Origin of the sequence: Cellulomonas sp. (assembly GCF_036279715.1) — a bacterium.
GTDB lineage: Bacteria > Actinomycetota > Actinomycetes > Actinomycetales > Cellulomonadaceae > Cellulomonas_A.
On the sequence record NZ_DASUIR010000117.1, the window covers coordinates 1 to 16,577 of the forward strand.

Genomic DNA, 16,577 nt, shown 5'->3' on the forward strand with positions numbered 1-16,577 from the left:
GGCCGCACGACGCGTGTCGTGCGGCCGGCGCCGTTTGATGCGGTCAGGGCCCATCGGCGCAACTCATGGCCGACGAGCCGAGAGCAAGGTCACAGTCCGGGACCGTCGCCGGTCTGCTGAGCCAGGAACCGCTCGAACTCCTCGCCCAGCTCGTCCGCGGTCGGGAGCTGCGCGCTCTCGGCGAGCAAGCCCGTCCGGCCCAGGTTGTGCGTGAAGGCGTCGTACTGCTCCTCGAGGGCGTGAACCACGGCAGCGACCTCCTCCGAACCGTTGACCTGGCGCTCGATCTCCAGCACCGTCTCGTCGGCGGCCTGCGTGAGGCTCGCGAGCTGCAGGTCGAGGCCCGTCACACGCTGAAGGTTCTCGAGCGCCGTGATGCTCGCCTGCGGGAACGAGGACTGGGCCAGGTAGTGCGGGACGTGCACGGCGAAACCCATCGCATCGTGCCCCGACTGACCGAGCCTGAGCTCGAGCAGCGCGCTGGCGCTCGCCGGGACCTGGACCGTCCCGAACCACGACTTGTGATCCGAGATGAGCTCCGGCCGCGTCGCGTGCGCCGTGACCGACAGCGGACGCGTGTGCGGGATTCCCATCGGGATGCCGTGCAGGCCGATGGTCATGGGCACGTCGAATCGTTCGACGATCTGACGGACGGCCGACGCGAACCGCTCCCACTGGACGTCGGGCTCGAGCCCGTGGAGCAGGAGGAAGGGCACCCCCGCAGCGTCGTGGATCACGTCGACGACCAGCTCGGGCTCGTCGTAGTCGCTCCACGTCGACGAGTCGAACGTCATGATCGGCCGCCTGGAGCGGTAGTCGATGAGCTGGTCGACGTCGAACGTCGCGAGCCGCGTCGTCGGCAGCTCCTCGGTCAGGTGCTCGACGGCGAGCTGCCCGGCACTGCCCGCGTCCATGAAGCCGCGCAACGCGTGCACGAGCACCGGACCCAGTCCGCCGGCAGACCGCGTCTCGACCTCGGTCGCGACCTGCGGGTCGACGTCGTAGATGTCGTTGGGGTCCTGCATGGGTCCTCACCTCTTTCGTTGACCGCACCCGGAGCACGCGGCCTCGATCTCGACAACACCGACACGGGCCCGGCTCTTCCCCGCACGGCCGTCCCCGCACGGCGGTGCTGCACATGAGGGCCCTGGCGAGGCGGATAATGGACGGCCGCTCCGCGCGTGTGCACGGAGGCATCCGGTGGTCGGTCGACCACCCTGGGGGAACAGGAGCGCCGACGTGGCGGGAAGCGAGTCGGAGCTGCGCGGTGAGCAGGAGACCGTCGACAGGCTGTACCGCCGGCTCGACCAGCTCCGCGCGCAGACACGCGCCCGGCTCGCCGAGGTGCGTCGCGAAGGGCCGTCCGGCTCGCCGCAGAACCGCAGCGAGCGCGATGCCTTCGCGACCCTATACGAGGACCGGATCGCCCAGCTCGAGGCCGTCGAGGACCGTCTCGCTTTCGGCCGGCTCGACCTGACGGACGGCACGGAGCGCTACGTCGGGCGCATCGGCCTGGCCGACGAGGACCACGCCTCGATCCTCACGGACTGGCGCGCGCCGGCCGCGCAGGCCTTCTACCGGGCGACCGCGGCCCAGCCCGACGGCGTCGTGCGGCGCCGCCACCTGGTGACGCGCCGACGCTCGGTGACCGGCATCGAGGACGAGATCCTCGATCTGGACGTGCTGGCGTCGGTGGTCGAGGCTGACGGGTCGGGCTCCGAGGCTGCCCGCCACGACGGCCTCACGCTGAGCGGCCTGTCCGGCGAGGGCGCGCTGCTGGCGTCCCTCGCCGCCGGGCGCACAGGTCGGATGAGCGACATCGTCGCGACCATCCAGGCCGAGCAGGACGCGATCATCCGGTCGGAGCTGCAGGGTGCGCTCGTCGTGCAGGGCGGGCCAGGGACGGGCAAGACGGCCGTCGCGCTGCACCGGGCCGCGTACCTGCTGTACGCCCACCGGCGCATGCTCGAGCGCTCGGGCGTCCTGCTCGTCGGTCCGAGCCGGACGTTCCTGCACTACATCGACCAGGTGCTGCCGTCCCTCGGCGAGACCGGTGTGGTGACGACGACGGTCGCCGACCTGTTCCCGGGAGTCATACCGACGGGCATCGAGGACGACGTGGTCGCCGAGATCAAGGGGCGCGCCGTGATGGCGCAGGTCATCGCACGCGCGGTGCGCCAACGCCAGCGGGTGCCCGCGCAGCCCACCGAGGTCCGCATCGACGGCTCGACGATCGTCGTCACGCCGTCCGATGTCTCCGCGGCGATCGCACGCGCGCGGCGCGGCAACCGTCCGCACAACCAGGCCCGCGTCGCGTTCGTCCGCGACATGCTGTCGCGGCTCGCCGAGCAGTACGTGGCGCAGCTCGGGTGGCCGGTCGCCCCGGACGAGCGGGGCGAGATCCTCGAGGAGCTCCGCTCGACGCGAGAGATCCGGATCGCGCTCAACCTCGCCTGGATGCCGCTCACTGCGCAGGGCCTCGTCACCGACCTGCTCACGAAGCCGCACCGCCTCGCGGCGGCGTCTCCCGAGCTGTCGGCCCACGACCGTGCGCTCCTGCAGCGATCCCCTGACGCGCTGTGGACCGCGGCTGACGTCCCGCTGCTCGACGAGGCCGCCGAGCTGCTCGGGGACGACAACCAGGCGGCGCGCGCCCGGGAGCGGGCGGACGCGGCACGCCGTGTCGCCGAGGTCGACTACGCCCGCCGCGTGCTGGAGTCGAACGGCGGCGACGGCCTCGTGTCCGCCGAGCTGCTGGCCGACCGCTTCGCGGGGTCCGGACCGTCACTGACGACCGCCGAGCGCGCAGCGGCCGACCGGAGCTGGACCTACGGTCACGTCGTCGTCGACGAGGCCCAGGAGCTGTCCGCGATGGCGTGGCGAGCGCTCCTGCGCCGGGTGCCGACCCGCTCGATGACCATCGTCGGCGACGTCGCCCAGACGTCGTCGAGCGCCGGTGCCCACTCGTGGCGCGGCACGCTCGAACCGGTGCTGCGCTCGTCGTGGCGCCTCGCAGAGCTCACGGTCAACTACCGGACGCCCGCGACGGTCGCCGACGCGGCACAGCGGGTCGCGGCCGAGGCGGGGCTGCCGGTCAGCCGGTTGACGTCCGCCCGCGACGTCGCGGGTGCGCTCACGTTCGACCGTGTCGCACCCGGGTTGCTCGCGACGGCCGCGGTGGCTCAGGTGCGGTCGCTCCTCGAGGAGGTGCCCGACGACGCCGGCGCGGGGCGCGTGGCCGTCATCGGGCCGCGTCGCCAGCTCGACGAGGTCCGTTCGGTGCTGCGGGACGCGGGTCTCGAGGAGGTGCTACGGGCGCCCGGCTCCGCGTCGTCGGCCAGAACGACCGACCTCGACGCGCCTGTCTCCTTGCTGACGCCGCGCGAGAGCAAGGGCCTCGAGTTCGATGCCGTCGTGCTGCTCGAGCCCGCCGACGTCCTGGCAACCACCGCGGGCGACCTCTACGTCGCGATGACCCGCCCGACCCGAGCCCTGCGCGTCGTGCACGAGCGCGACCTCCCGCCGGGCCTGGACGGCGCCTCGCCGCAGCGCGAGGACTGAGCGCTCAGGCGCCGTCGCACGGCACCTGGCCGACGAGCGCCAGCCCCGCCCGGTCCCCCGGTCCGAGCACCGTGAGCGCCCCCATCGTGGGCGCCATGAGCTCGGCCGCGTCGGCGACGTGGTCGAGACCGACGACGTGCGCCACCTCGTGCACGACGACGGCCCGAGCCCGCGCGTAACCGTCGGGGCTGGCGAGGATCGCGGTGAGGTCGGGGGCGTCGAGGAGCACCCGCCCGCCCGCCAGGAACTCGCCGGGCCCGGACGCCGACGGGACGACCGAGGCGCCGCCCAGCCCGGCAGTCGATCCAGCCAGCTCGGGATACACGGTCTCGTCCGACCAGCCGAACAGCACCGGTGCCCAGCCGTCGCCGTAGCGCGCCTGGACGAGCGGACGGTCGAGGAGGGGTTCTTCGCTCGTGTACCCCGCGTCGACGAACGCGAGCCCCGTCGCTGCCGAGATCGTCGCGACCGCCTCGGCGATGAGCTGGTCGCCCGCGGCGGGTGCGCCATCGGGCCGGACGACGTAGCGGACCGGGCGGCAGGGGTCGAAGCCGATGGGAGCACCCGACGCCGTGACGTCGAGGAACGCGTACGACCCGCTCGTCGCGACCGGGACCCTCGGCAGGACTCGCACGGCGTCCTTCGCCGGTGCCGGCACCGCGACGAGTCGACCTTCGACCGTGATGAACGTCGGTGGCCGAGCGATCGGCAGCCACGTCGGCAGCGCTCCCCGGGACCACGCCAGACCCAGCAGGGCTCCGACCAGGCCGACCGCCAGGATCGGGTTCAGCCCGACCCGCGTCGCAGCCGAGCCTCCGCGCCTCTCGATGCGCTCGGCCTGCCGCCGGTAGCGTCGCATCGACAAGGTCACGCCGCAGTGTCGCAACCGAGCCGCCTCCGCCGCGCCGTGCTTCCGGGTGAACTGCACCGCGCCTCTCGTCCGGCGGTAGGCCGACGAGGCCCTCCACCTGTCCGAGGGACGGGACCGGCTTGGTCTGTCGACCGTGAGGGCGCACGATGTGTCCGTGCGCGCACTCCTCCTCGAGAACCTCCACCCCGATGCCGTGACGAACCTTGAGCAGGCCGGCTACGAGGTGATCACCCGCACCGGCGCCCTCGACGAGGACGAGCTCATCGACGCCCTGCAGGGGGTCGCCCTCCTCGGCATCAGGTCCAAGACGACCGTGACCGCTCGCGCGATCGAGAGCTCCCCCGACCTGATCGCAATCGGTGCGTTCTGCATCGGCACCAACCAGATCGACCTCGCCTCGGCCGCTCACCACGGGGTTGCGGTGTTCAACGCACCGTTCTCCAACACGCGGTCGGTCGTCGAGATCACGATCGCCGAGATCATCGGCCTCACGCGACGGCTCACGGAGTTCGACCGGTCGATGCACGAGGGTGTCTGGAACAAGTCCGCGATCGGCGCGCACGAGGTGCGTGGCCGGACGCTCGGGATCATCGGGTACGGCAACATCGGCACCCAGCTGTCGGTGCTCGCCGAGAACCTCGGCATGTCGGTCATCTTCTACGACACCGCCGAGAAGCTCGCGCTCGGCAACGCGCGCCGCGCCTCGACAATGGACGAGCTGCTCGAGTCGGCGGACATCGTCACGCTGCACGTCGACGGTCGCCCCGGCAACGCCGGGATGTTCGGAGCAAAGCAGATCGCGCGGATGCGACCCGGGGCGATCCTGCTCAACCTGTCCCGCGGCTTCGTCGTCGACCCGGCCTCTCTCCGGGAGGCGATCGTCTCCAAGCACCTGAGCGGCGCGGCGATCGACGTCTTCCCGGTCGAGCCGAAGCGCAAGGGCGACCCGTTCGAGTCCGAGCTGCGCGGCCTGCCCAACGTCATCCTCACGCCGCACACCGGCGGCTCGACCGAGGAGGCGCAGGAGGCGATCGGCAACTTCGTGTCCCACAAGATGCGGGACTACCTCCGGACGGGCACGACGACCCTCAGCGTGAACCTGCCGAACCTCGCGCTCGACCAGGCTCCCGGTGTGCACCGTCTGGCCTACCTGCACCGCAACACGCCCGGCGTCCTGGCCGCTGTCAACGCGACGCTCGCCGAGCACGGCGTCAACATCGAGGGGCAGCTCCTCGCGACGCGTGGCGACATCGGCTACGTCGTCACCGACGCTGGTGCACCGGTCGAGCAGGCCGTCGTCGACGCTCTGCGGGCACGACCTGAGTCGGTGCGGCTGCGTCTGCTGTCGTAGGCAGCGCGCCCGGTCGTGCGCACGGAACGACCACGACATGACGACGGCGGCCGGCGGAGACATCTCCACCGGCCGCCGCCGTCGTCGTCGAACCGATCAGGCGGAGCCGGACTTGCGCCGGAACTGCCGCTGCACCGGTCCCGTCGTCTCAGCGCTGTGCACCGACCCGGTGTTCTTCGAGCCGTCGGCCGTCCGGTGCCCCGCTGCCTTCTTGCGGTCGAGCGCCTCCCGGAACTTCGCCTTCGCGTCCTCGGTCGCCGTCGGTGCGCTCGGCGTGTCGTCCTGCTGCGCCATCGCGGTGCCTCCTCGTCATCGTCAAGCCCTTGACGGGCGCAGCGCGGGGTCGTCCACCGCGCTGCATGCCCAGCGTACGGTCGTGGGATGCACGTCGCCGACCCACAACGCCACTCGCTGATCGCGACCCGTCGCGCAGGACGCTCCGGCCTCTCGCTCGGCGTGGTCACGCTTGGCCTGTGGCAGAACTTCGGAGCCGCGCGGCCGTTCGCCGAGCAGCGCGAGCTCGTGCTGCGCGCGATCGACCTCGGGATCACCCACCTCGACCTCGCGAACAACTACGGCCCCCCGGTGGGTGCCGCCGAGGAGAGCGTCGGGCGGCTCCTCGCGCGTGATCTGACTCCGTACCGGGACGAGCTCGTGATCGCCACCAAGGCCGGCTACCGCGCATGGCCCGGCCCCTTCGGTGAGCATGGCTCGCGCAAGTACCTGCTCGCCTCGCTCGACCGGTCGCTCGCCAGGCTGGGACTCGACCACGTCGACGTGTTCTACAGCCACCGGTACGACCCGAAGACACCGCTCGAGGAGACGCTCGGCGCGCTGAAGACGGCGCTGGACTCGGGGCGCGCACGGTACGTCGGGGTGTCCTCGTACTCGGCGGTGCGCACCGCGCAGGTGACCGAGGTCGCGCGCTCGATGGGCCTTGACCTCACCCTGCACCAGCCGTCCTACTCGATGCTGAACCGCTGGATCGAGCAGCCCGACCCCGGCGCAGGCGGGCGTGCGTTGCTCGACGTCGCAGCCGACGAGGGGCTCGGCGTCGTCGCGTTCTCACCCCTCGCCCAGGGGATGCTCACGGGCCGATACCTGACCGGGATCCCGGCCGACTCGCGCGCAGCCCGTGGTGGGCCGCTGCGCCAGGAGTACCTCAGCGCGGACAACCTCGCCCACGTCCGCGCGCTCGCCGAGATCGCTGCCGCTCGCGGGCAGAGCCTCGCTCAGCTCGCGATCGCGTGGGTCCTGAGAGACCCGCGCATCACGAGCGTCGTCCTGGGACCACGCACGACCGCTCAGCTCGAGGACAGCCTGCGCGCGATCGACGGGCCCCCGATCACCCCCGACGAGCTCGCCGCGATCGAGCTCCACGCCGTCGACGCGGGCGTCAACCTCTGGGGCCCGCGGTCGAGCGAGCTGTAGCGCGAACGGCCGATCTCACCCGACCTACTATTCAGTAACTTACGGGCCCGTAGGTTACGCTTGAGGCGTGACTCTGACGTCCGACCGCCCCTGGCTCGCCTCCTACGCGACAGGCGTGCCCGTCGTCATCGAGGTCCCCGACGAACCCCTGACGGCCGGCCTGGCGCGCACCGTGGCGCGTCACCCTGAGCGGGTCGCCCTCGTGTTCGAGGGCAAGACGACGACGTACCGCGACCTCGCCCGCGAGATCGATCGGGCCGCCGGCGCTCTGCACGGTCTGGGCGTCCGGGCGGGCGACCGGGTCGCGATCGCCCTGCCGAACTGCCACACGCACGTCGTCGCCTTCTGGGCCATCCTGCGCCTCGGTGCGGTCGTCGTGGAGCACAACCCGACCTACGCAGCAGCCGAGCTCGAGCACCAGCTCGCCGACTCCGGCGCCGTCGTCGCGATCGGCTGGGAGCCCACCGCGGCGCGCATCGTCGAGGTGCAGGCGCGGACCGCCGTTCGCACAGTTCTCGCGGTCGACCTCACGCGCGACCTCCCGGCGATCAAGCGCTTCGCCCTCTCCCTCCCGGTCGCCAAGGCGCGCACGCTGCGTTCCGAGCTGCGCGGCGACGCGGGCCCGACCGCCCTCGACTGGCGCCGGGTCGTCGCGCGAGCCACGCCCCTGCCGCAGGGCCACCCCCAGGCCGTCGCCGACGACATCGCGCTCATCCAGTACACCGGCGGGACGACGGGAACCCCCAAGGGCGCCGTCGTCACCCACCGGTCGCTCGTCGCCAACGTGCTCCAGAGCAACGCGTGGGCTCCGCTGCGCGACGGTGAGGAGACGACGTTCGGGGCACTGCCGTTCTTCCACGCGTTCGGGCTCACGCTCTGCCTGCTCTTTGCCGCTCACATGGGCGCCACGCTCATCGCCTTCGGCAAGTTCGACCCCGAGGCGATCCTCAAGGCGCAGCGACGACGTCCGGCCACGTTCATGCCCGGCGTCGCCCCCATGTTCGACCGGCTTGCGCGCCTCGCCGAGGAGCGCCATGCCGACCTCAGCTCGATCCGGATCGCCTTCGCGGGTGCCATGCCCATCTCCAAGGAGGCGGCCGACCGCTGGGAGCGGCTCACCGGCGGGCTGCTCATCGAGGGCTACGGCATGACCGAGACCTCGCCGATCGCGCTGGGCAACCCGTGCTCGGCCGACCGCCGCCCGGGTTCACTCGGTCTGCCGTGGCCCAGCACCGACATCCGCATCGTCGACCAGGACGACCCGTCCAAGGACGCGCCCGTGGGCGAGCGGGGCGAGCTGCTCATCAGGGGCCCGCAGGTCTTCCAGGGCTACTGGAACCGGCCTGAGGACACTGCCGACCAGCTTCTGCCCGGCGGTTGGCTCCGCACCGGCGACGTCGTGACCATGGACGACGCCGGCTTCGTGACCCTGGTGGACAGGATCAAGGAGATGATCGTGACCGGCGGCTACAAGGTGTACCCGTCGCAGGTCGAGGACCAGCTGCGCGGGATGCCCGGCGTCGCCGATGTCGCCGTCGTCGGTGTCCCCCACGGCGACATGGGCGAGACGGTCGTCGCCGCGGTCGTCCTGGACGAGGGATCGACCGGGCTCGACCTGGCTGCGGTGCGCGCGTGGTGCGAGAGCCGCGTCGCCCGTTACGCCTTGCCTCGCCAGCTCGTCATCGTGCCGGACCTGCCGCGATCGCAGATCGGCAAGGTCCTGCGCCGGGTGGTCCGCGAGCAGCTGCTGACGAGCGCAGCGGTCTGAGACTGGCTCAGCTGGCGTCGGTCGACGTCACTGCTTCGCTCGTCGTGTCGCGGTCGCCCGCACCCTCGTCGGCGGCTGCGACCTCGTGCTCGGCGCGCAGCACCGTGATGGCTGCCTCGAAGTCCTCGAGCGAGCTGAATGCCTGGTACACGCTCGCGAACCGCAGGTAGGCGACCTCGTCGAGCTCACGCAGCGGCCCGAGGATCGTCAGACCGATCTCGTAGGCGTCGAGCTCGGCGCTGCCGCTCGAGCGGATCGTCTCCTCGACGCGCTGAGCGAGAAGAGCGAGGTCGTCCTCGCTCACGGGGCGCCCCTGGCATGCCTTGCGGACGCCATTGATGATCTTCTCGCGACTGAACGGCTCCGTCGCACCCGAGCGCTTCACCACCGACAGGCTGGCCGTCTCCACCGTGGTGAACCGCCGGTTGCAGGCGGGGCACTGACGCCGACGCCGGATCGACGATCCGTCGTCCGATGTCCGAGAGTCGACGACGCGCGAATCAGCGTGTCGACAGAAAGGACAGTGCACGGACTCCTCCTCGCCAGGTGCGAACGGCACCCGGCGGGTGCCGGACGGCGACCGGTTCACGATCGTCGGGCGCATCTTCGAACCGACCCGACTCCTGCGATGAAAGTAAGCCTTGCGCCTGCGAACAGCAAACACCGCATCGGGCCGACCACCCCTCGCGGGCGACCCCTCAGATCAGCGGTGGGCTGGCAGCACCAGGTGCTGCCCCGCGGTGAGCTCCGCACGCGGCAGGGCGTTGAGGTCCTGGAGCTCGACGATGACGTCGCGCACGTCCTCGCCTGGCATGGCGACGCCCGCCGCGATGCGCCAGAGCGTGTCACCCGGCTGCACGGTGTAGCCGACGACCTCGAGCGCCTGCGTCGGTCCGGCGGCGACAGCCTGGCCTCCGGCGATCCCCGTCCCGATCGCGACCACCGAGGCGAGGACTGCTACGACCCACCGTCCTCGCCGCGTCAGGCGCAGCTCGCTCGTGCGAGCCGTGCGCGCACCGGCAGACGGCGCCCCAGGGCGGATCCGACGAGCCGCGGGAGTGCGCGGGGCCGACGTCCATCGCAGCGAACCGCCGAGACCCACGTTGTCCATCGCCATCGCGCTCATGAGTGCCGCCCTTCAGAATCTGCAAGTTCGAACGTGTGTACGTCGAACGCTTGTACGATGTCTATCACGCGCTGCCCGCCGACGTCGAGACACGCTCGAACAGGTGTTTGATCCGGTCGCGTCGCTGACCTAGGCTGGCGACGCAGGACAAGGGCACCACGAGCCACTGACACGCAGTCCGTGCCGGGCGCTCGGGGGCGACACGGCGCACGACCAGAGCGCACAGATGCGCGACACGAGGCAGCGAGGAGTCGACGGTGGCGAGAGACCGCGGGACCGGCCATGGCCCGGAGCACGGGACGACCGCGAACGCCGGCGAGCCCGGCCTTGCATCGGTGCACGCCCTGCCCGACAGCCCGCCCGACGCGGACGGGCTCACCACGCGGCAGCGCATGGTCCTCGAGACGATCCGGTCGTCGGTCGAGTCGCGCGGCTACCCGCCGAGCATGCGCGAGATCGGGGAGGCCGTCGGGCTGACGAGCCCGTCGAGCGTCAAGCACCAGCTGACGACGCTCGAGCGCAAGGGCTACCTGCGGCGAGACCCGAACCGCCCGCGGGCCATCGAGGTCGTGCAGGCCGACGACTCGCGCTCCGTGCAGCAGTGGTCACCCTCGGGCGCGTTCGGCTTCGGCGACGAGGACTCCGCCGTGCGGGACGGCAAGCCGACGCCGTCGTATGTGCCGGTCGTCGGTCGCATCGCCGCAGGTGGACCGATCCTCGCCGAGCAGGCTGTCGAGGACGTGTTCCCGCTCCCCCGCCAGCTCGTTGGGGACGGCGACCTCTTCCTGCTCAAGGTCGTCGGCGACTCGATGGTCGACGCGGCGATCTGTGACGGCGACTGGGTGGTCGTCCGACGCCAGCCGGTCGCCGAGAACGGCGAGATCGTGGCCGCGATGATCGACGGCGACGCGACGGTCAAGACCTTCAAGCGCATCGACGGTCACATCTGGCTCATGCCGCACAACCCGGCGTACGCCCCCATCCCCGGCGACGAGGCCCAGCTTCTCGGTCGCGTGGTCACCGTGCTGCGGAGCTTGTGACGGCGCCTGCACGACCTGGGCTCGTCGAGGTGCGGCGCCGATCGAGCTGCGCGACGCTCAGTGGTGGCCCCACTCATGGGCGGCATGAACGACGGCGACGCCACGAGGGAAGGAGCGAGACATGCCAGGACGACTTCGAGACCCAGGACCCAGCGTCAAGGACGCTCGACTGTACGAGGCGCTGCGCGAGGACGGGAACAGCAAGGAGAAGTCGGCGCGCATCGCCAACGCGGCGGCCCGGACGTCCCGCAGCGCGGTCGGCCGCAAGGGCGGGAAGTCCGGCGACTACGAGGAGTGGACCGTCACCGATCTGCGACGCAAGGCGGCCGAGGTCGGCGTCGCGGGTCGCTCGCGGATGCGCAAGAGCGAGCTCATCTCCTCGCTCCGCGGGCACTGAGCTCTCGGTCAGAACCCGAGGCGCCGCGCGACGGCAGTGAGTGACTCAGCCGACCTCCGCAGCCCCGCGAGCTCATCGCCCGACATCGGCACCTGGAGCCGCTCCCCCGCGCCATCACGACCGACGAGCGTCGGAACGGACAGGCACACGTCGCTGATCCCGTAGTAGCTGTCGAGCAGCGAGGAGACCGGCAAGATGCGCTGCTCGTCGTTGATGACCGCCTCGATGATGCGCGAGCTGGCCAGGGCGACCGCGTAGTTGGTGGCGCCCTTGCCGGCGATGATGCGGTAGGCCGACTCGACGACCTCGTGGGCGATCTGGTCGCGCACCTCGGCGGTGAGCTGTCCCCGTCCGCCGATGCCGTGCCAGTCGAGCAGCGGGACAGCCCCGATCGTTGCCGAGCTCCAGAGCGGCAGCTCGCTGTCGCCGTGCTCCCCCGCGACGTAGGCGTGGACGTTCTGCACCGCCACGCCGGTGTGCTGCGCGATGAGGTACCGCAGCCGAGAGGAGTCGAGGACGGTGCCCGAGCCGAAGAGCTGGGCAGGTGGCAGCCCCGAGATCTTCAACGCGGCATACGTGACGATGTCCACGGGGTTGGTGACCATCAGGTAGACCGCATGGGGTGCGACCTCGACGAGCGGCGGGAGCATCGTCGAGATGAGGGAGATCGTCGCCTCGGCGAGGTCGATGCGCGTCTGCCCGGGCTTCTGCTTGGCGCCAGCGGTGATCACGACGACGTCGGCGTCGGCGCACACGGCCATGTCGTCCGAGCCGATCACCTCGGCCATCGGCATGAACTGCACGCCGTGCCCGAGGTCGAGCGCCTCGGCCTCGACCTTGGCCGTGTTGATGTCGTAGAGCGCCACGGTGCGCGCAGCTCCGCGCATGAGCGCCGCGTACGCGATGGTCGACCCGACAGCGCCTGCGCCCACGATCGCGAGCTTGGTCCGGCGGTGCTGCCCGGCCGTGGTCCCCGGCAGGCCCAGCTCGTCGCTGTCGACGTTCTCGCTCATCGGGTGCTCCTTGTCGCGGGTGCCGCGCGCGGATCGGGCCGGGCGTCGGGCAGGTCGGTCGGGCAAGGTCAGTAGGGCAAGGTCAGTGGGGAGATGTCGGTCGGGTCAGGCTAACCGCCCGTAGCGAGGCGGCGCAGCGCGGCAAGGGCGACATCCCGGTCCGTCGTGCGCCAGAAGTCGGGCAGCGACCGGGCCAGGAACTCGCCGTACCGCGCTGTGGCAAGCCGCGGGTCGAGCACAGCGACGACTCCGCGGTCCTCGGTGGTGCGGATGAGCCGACCGGCGCCCTGCGCGAGCATGAGGGCCGCGTGGGTGGCGGAGACGGACATGAAGCCGTTGCCGCCCGCTGCGGCCACCGCCTCCGACCGCGCGGAGCGAACCGGGTCGTCCGGCCGAGGGAACGGGATGCGGTCGATGATCACGAGCCGACATGCCGCGCCGGGCACGTCGACGCCCTGCCACAGCGACAGGGTTCCGAACAGGCACGTCGCCTCGTCGGCGGCGAACTCGCGCACCAGCGTCGGCAGCTGGTCGTCGCCCTGCGCGAGGACGGGCAGATCCAGCCGGTCACGCATCGCCTGCGCCACGGCGTCCGACGCCCGCCGGGACGAGAACAGCCCGAGCGTCCGGCCGCCCGCCGCGGTGATCAGCTCGGCGATCTCGTCGAGCTGAGCCTCGGTCGCGGGCTCGCGACCCGGCGGGGGCAGGTGCCGCGCAATGTAGAGGATGCCCTGCCGGGGGTAGTCGAAGGGGCTGCCCACGTCGAGCCCGTGCCACGGCTGCGCGTCCCCGATCGCTGCCGCGGGGGCGTCCGAACCGGGAACGGCCGTCGCGGCCGGGGTGAGCTGCACGGGGCCCTGGGCCTCGGCGTCGGCCCGGGCGTCCAGTCCCACCGAGCGCGCGATCGGCGCGAACGAGCCGCCGAGGGCGAGCGTGGCCGACGTGAGGATCCCGGAACGGCCGGCGAGAAGGTTCGTGCGGATCAGTCCGTTGACGGCCAGCGGTGCGGCGAGCAGCCGCGTCATCGTCGGACCGCGGCTGCTCCCGTCGCCGCGCTCGCACCACAGGACGCTCTGCCGGTTCTGCTCCGGGTCGGCGGCCATGCGCTCCGCTGTCTCGAAGAGAAGCAGCATGGCCGAGGCCGCCATCTTCAGACCGCCCTCGACCGACCCCGTGGCGTTGGATGCCGACGCGCCGCCCGGCTTGAGCGCCGTCAGCAGCCCTCGGGCGGCATCGCGTACCGCGCCGACGGCTGCCCGCGCGTCGGAGGGCAGCCCGGTCGGGAACCTGCCCTCGGGCAGTGCGGCGAGAACGGCACCCAGGACCGCGCTCGCGGTGTCGAGGTCGGTTGTGGGGACACCCCCGTGGCGGCGAGCGAGGCGGGCGGCATGCTCGACGGTGGCGACCGACAGCTCGGCCGTCGCCTGCGCGGTGACACGGTCGGTCAGCTCGTGCGCCTCGTCGACGATGACCACCGTGTGCTCGGGCAGGACGCCCGGCGATCCCGATGCGGCGATCCCGAGCATGGCGTGGTTCGTCACGACGACGTCGGCCTCGCGCGAGTGGGTCCGCGCGCGCTCGGGGAAGCAGTCGGTGATCATCGGGCACTTCGGGCCGAGACACTCCATCGCGGTGACGGAGACCTGGCGCCACGCACGCTCGCTCACGCCGGGCACGAGGTCGTCGCGGTCGCCCGTGCCTGTCTCGGCAGCCCACTCGCGCAGGCGGACGACCTGGTCGCCGAGGCCCTCGTCGGACCCACGCCCGAAGCGGGACCCCTTGCCCGCGACCGGCACGGGCGCGGGGTGCTCAGCCGCGCCGGCATGGTCTCCCACGTCGAAGAGCGTGCCCGGCTCGTCCTGCGGGTAGCCGCCGGCGACCTTGTGCACGCAGAGGTAGTTGTGCCAGCCCTTGAGCAGGGCGATGTCGGGCATCCGCGGGAGCCGTGGCGCCAGCGCCTGCGCCACGAGCGGGAGGTCGCGCGTGACGACCTGGCGCTGCAGGGCCAGGGTCGCCGTCGACACCACCACACGCTCGTCGTTCAGCACAGCGTGCCGCACCGCAGGCACGAGGTAGCCGAGCGACTTCCCGGTGCCCGTCCCTGCCTGGACGAGCAGGTGCTCACCCTTCTCGATGGCCTCGGCGACAGCACGGGCCATCGCGTGCTGGCCGTCCCGTCGAGATCCGCCGAGCGCACCGACGGCGAGGTCGAGCAGCTCGTCGACGGAGGCGGCGGGGTCGGGCACCGCGTCAGCCTAGCCGCGCCCGCGGACCACCCGGGCGGGTGCCCTCACCGCGCGAGCACATGGCCGGGCCGGAGGCTCACGCCGGCCGGACCGCCGCGGACGCGAGCTCAGCGGCGAGGTTCGCGTCGACGCGTCCGCGCAGCGCGGTGCCTGCGGCCGTGTGCTCCTCGGCCTCGATCTCGCCGTGCAGGTGCACGCGGCTGACGAGGTCGCCGCGGTCGTACGGGATGACGACATCGACGCTCACCCCGGGCCGCGGCAGCTGGTCGGCGATGAGCGCCTGGAGCTCGTCGATGCCCTCGCCGGTCCGCGCCGAGACCACGATGGCGCCGGGCTCCCGGGAGCGCAGCCGGGCGATCGCGGCGGGGTCAGCGAGATCCGCCTTGTTCAGCACGATGACCTCGGGGACGTCCATGGCCCCCGGGATGTCCGCGAACACGTGCCGGACGGCGGCGATCTGACCCTCGGGATCGGGGTGCGAGACGTCGACGACGTGGAGCACCAGGTCGGCGTCCGCGACCTCCTCGAGCGTCGAGCGGAAGGCCTCGACGAGCTGGTGCGGCAGCGACCGGACGAACCCGACGGTGTCGGTGAGGGTGTAGACGCGCCCGTCGGCCGCCTCGGCGCGACGCACGGTCGGGTCGAGCGTCGCGAACAGCGCGTTCTCGACGAGCACCCCGGCACCGGTCAGGCGGTTGAGAAGCGAGGACTTACCCGCGTTGGTGTAGCCGGCGATCGCGACCGACGGGATCGCGTTGCGCTTGCGGGACGCGCGCTTGGTGACCCGGGCGGGCTCCATCGCGGCGATCTCGCGGCGCAGCTTGGCCATGCGGTCGCGGATGCGGCGCCGGTCGAGCTCGATCTTCGTCTCGCCGGGACCGCGCGAGCCCATGCCGGCCGCCGCGCCACCGACCTGGCCACCGGCCTGGCGGGACATCGAGTCGCCCCACCCGCGGAGGCGCGGGAGGAGGTACTGCAGCTGGGCGAGCTCGACCTGGGCCTTGCCCTCCCGGGACTTGGCGTGCTGGGCGAAGATGTCGAGGATCAGGGCGGTGCGGTCGACGACCTTGACGCGCACGACGTCCTCCAGGGCGCGCCGCTGCGAGGGTGCGAGGTCACCGTCGACGATCACGGTGTCAGCGCCGACCGCGGCGACCATCGTCGCGAGCTCGGCGGCCTTGCCCGAGCCGAGGTAGGTGCTCGGGTCAGGCGTGCGGCGACGCTGGAGCAGGGCGTCGAGCACGAGCGACCCGGCGGTCTCCGCGAGGGCTGCGAGCTCACGCAGGGAGTTCTCGGCATCCTGCGCGGTGCCGGCACCCCAGAGGCCGACGAGGACGACCTTCTCGAGCCGCAGCTGGCGGTACTCGACCTCGGTGACGTCCTCGAGCTCGGTCGACAGGCCGACGATGCGCCGGAGCGAGGCGCGCTCCTCGAGCTCGAGCTGGTCGCCGTCGTAGGACGAGCGGTCTGTGCCCCCGTCGTGCACCGTGGTGCCCGCCCTCGCGAGCACGCGCGCCACCACGTCGTCCGCGACCTCCTGCGCACTGCGTGGCGCGACGACCTCGTCGGCTGTGCCCTCGTGCGTGCTGGGGTGCTGCGGGTCGTTCACGCGGTGCCTCTCATTCGTCCTGCTCATCGTTCTGCCAGGGTCACCCGACCCTCGTGCGCCGCCGGCCAAACCCTCGGACGTGCCACGAAGCTCGGCGGCGCTCCCTCAAGCCTGACACGCCGGACGCGCGAACCCGCAAGGTATTCGCTGCAAGCGCACGCATC

At 72.0% G+C, this 16,577-nt stretch carries 14 protein-coding genes; 6 read left to right on the top strand and 8 right to left on the bottom strand.

What is annotated here, in order from left to right:
• Positions 1-89: 89 nt before the first annotated feature.
• Positions 90-1,025 (bottom strand): PAC2 family protein, encoded by a 936-nt coding sequence (locus tag VFW79_RS11710; RefSeq protein ID WP_329677468.1) that lies wholly within the window; start codon positions 1,023-1,025, stop codon positions 90-92.
• A gap of 214 nt (positions 1,026-1,239) precedes the next feature.
• Here VFW79_RS11710 and VFW79_RS11715 point away from each other — a divergent pair, with 214 nt between their 5' ends.
• Complete coding sequence (locus tag VFW79_RS11715) at positions 1,240-3,561, top strand: HelD family protein (protein WP_329677469.1); 2,322 nt, start codon at positions 1,240-1,242, stop codon at positions 3,559-3,561.
• A gap of 4 nt (positions 3,562-3,565) precedes the next feature.
• On the opposite strand, the gene VFW79_RS11720 is transcribed toward VFW79_RS11715, so the two are convergent.
• Positions 3,566-4,432, bottom strand: a complete 867-nt coding sequence (locus VFW79_RS11720; protein ID WP_329677470.1) for a matrixin family metalloprotease — start codon at positions 4,430-4,432, stop codon at positions 3,566-3,568.
• 154 nt (positions 4,433-4,586) lie between these two features.
• Between VFW79_RS11720 and serA the strand changes: the two genes are divergently transcribed.
• Positions 4,587-5,783, top strand: coding sequence for a phosphoglycerate dehydrogenase (gene serA / locus VFW79_RS11725; protein ID WP_329677471.1), 1,197 nt, complete (start codon positions 4,587-4,589; stop codon positions 5,781-5,783).
• Positions 5,784-5,879: 96 nt separating this feature from the next.
• On the opposite strand, the gene VFW79_RS11730 is transcribed toward serA, so the two are convergent.
• Positions 5,880-6,077 carry a DUF5302 domain-containing protein gene (locus tag VFW79_RS11730; RefSeq protein ID WP_109132818.1) on the bottom strand — a complete coding sequence of 66 codons (198 nt, stop codon included), beginning with the start codon at positions 6,075-6,077 and terminating at the stop codon, positions 5,880-5,882.
• An 87-nt stretch (positions 6,078-6,164) separates the two neighbouring features.
• Here VFW79_RS11730 and VFW79_RS11735 point away from each other — a divergent pair, with 87 nt between their 5' ends.
• Together VFW79_RS11735 and VFW79_RS11740 are read left to right on the top strand one after the other, a co-directional pair.
• On the top strand, positions 6,165-7,214 hold the full coding sequence (locus tag VFW79_RS11735; RefSeq protein WP_329677472.1) for an aldo/keto reductase: 1,050 nt from the start codon (positions 6,165-6,167) through the stop codon (positions 7,212-7,214).
• Between the two features lie 67 nt (positions 7,215-7,281).
• Positions 7,282-8,982, top strand: coding sequence for an AMP-binding protein (locus VFW79_RS11740; protein ID WP_329677473.1), 1,701 nt, complete (start codon positions 7,282-7,284; stop codon positions 8,980-8,982).
• Between the two features lie 7 nt (positions 8,983-8,989).
• Here VFW79_RS11740 and nrdR read toward each other — a convergent pair whose 3' ends face one another.
• Positions 8,990-9,511, bottom strand: coding sequence for a transcriptional regulator NrdR (gene nrdR / locus VFW79_RS11745; RefSeq protein WP_329677474.1), 522 nt, complete (start codon positions 9,509-9,511; stop codon positions 8,990-8,992).
• Between the two features lie 174 nt (positions 9,512-9,685).
• Complete coding sequence (locus VFW79_RS11750) at positions 9,686-10,108, bottom strand: LysM peptidoglycan-binding domain-containing protein (protein ID WP_329677475.1); 423 nt, start codon at positions 10,106-10,108, stop codon at positions 9,686-9,688.
• A gap of 392 nt (positions 10,109-10,500) precedes the next feature.
• Between VFW79_RS11750 and lexA the strand changes: the two genes are divergently transcribed.
• Entirely contained in the window at positions 10,501-11,148 is a 648-nt protein-coding gene (lexA, locus tag VFW79_RS11755) for a transcriptional repressor LexA (protein WP_414647952.1), read from the top strand.
• A 121-nt stretch (positions 11,149-11,269) separates the two neighbouring features.
• The gene (locus VFW79_RS11760; protein ID WP_329677476.1) at positions 11,270-11,545 is read left to right on the top strand and encodes a DUF7218 family protein; all 276 of its coding nucleotides are present in this window, start codon (positions 11,270-11,272) and stop codon (positions 11,543-11,545) included.
• An 8-nt stretch (positions 11,546-11,553) separates the two neighbouring features.
• Here the strand turns inward: VFW79_RS11760 and VFW79_RS11765 are convergent, their stop codons facing one another.
• The 3 genes from VFW79_RS11765 to hflX all read right to left on the bottom strand — a co-directional run bounded on the left by VFW79_RS11765 (position 11,554) and on the right by hflX (position 16,440).
• Complete coding sequence (locus tag VFW79_RS11765) at positions 11,554-12,558, bottom strand: L-lactate dehydrogenase (protein WP_329677477.1); 1,005 nt, start codon at positions 12,556-12,558, stop codon at positions 11,554-11,556.
• 110 nt (positions 12,559-12,668) lie between these two features.
• A complete protein-coding gene (locus VFW79_RS11770; RefSeq protein WP_329677478.1) occupies positions 12,669-14,804 on the bottom strand; it encodes an ATP-dependent DNA helicase in 2,136 nt (711 codons plus the stop codon).
• 76 nt (positions 14,805-14,880) lie between these two features.
• Positions 14,881-16,440: a GTPase HflX gene (hflX, locus tag VFW79_RS11775; RefSeq protein WP_414647950.1), complete on the bottom strand. Its 1,560-nt coding sequence runs from the start codon at positions 16,438-16,440 to the stop codon at positions 14,881-14,883.
• Positions 16,441-16,577 lie beyond the last annotated feature (137 nt).

Excerpts from the sequence above, each read along its gene's own strand:
- hflX (WP_414647950.1), bottom strand. The coding sequence starts at position 16,440 with ATGAGCAGGACGAATGAGAGGCACCGCGTGAACGACCCGCAGCACCCC.
- VFW79_RS11765 (WP_329677477.1), bottom strand. The coding sequence starts at position 12,558 with ATGAGCGAGAACGTCGACAGCGACGAGCTGGGCCTGCCGGGGACCACG.
- lexA (WP_414647952.1), top strand. The coding sequence starts at position 10,501 with ATGGTCCTCGAGACGATCCGGTCGTCGGTCGAGTCGCGCGGCTACCCG.
- VFW79_RS11735 (WP_329677472.1), top strand. The coding sequence starts at position 6,165 with ATGCACGTCGCCGACCCACAACGCCACTCGCTGATCGCGACCCGTCGC.
- VFW79_RS11710 (WP_329677468.1), bottom strand. The coding sequence starts at position 1,025 with ATGCAGGACCCCAACGACATCTACGACGTCGACCCGCAGGTCGCGACC.
- VFW79_RS11750 (WP_329677475.1), bottom strand. The coding sequence starts at position 10,108 with ATGAGCGCGATGGCGATGGACAACGTGGGTCTCGGCGGTTCGCTGCGA.
- VFW79_RS11730 (WP_109132818.1), bottom strand. The coding sequence starts at position 6,077 with ATGGCGCAGCAGGACGACACGCCGAGCGCACCGACGGCGACCGAGGAC.
- VFW79_RS11760 (WP_329677476.1), top strand. The coding sequence starts at position 11,270 with ATGCCAGGACGACTTCGAGACCCAGGACCCAGCGTCAAGGACGCTCGA.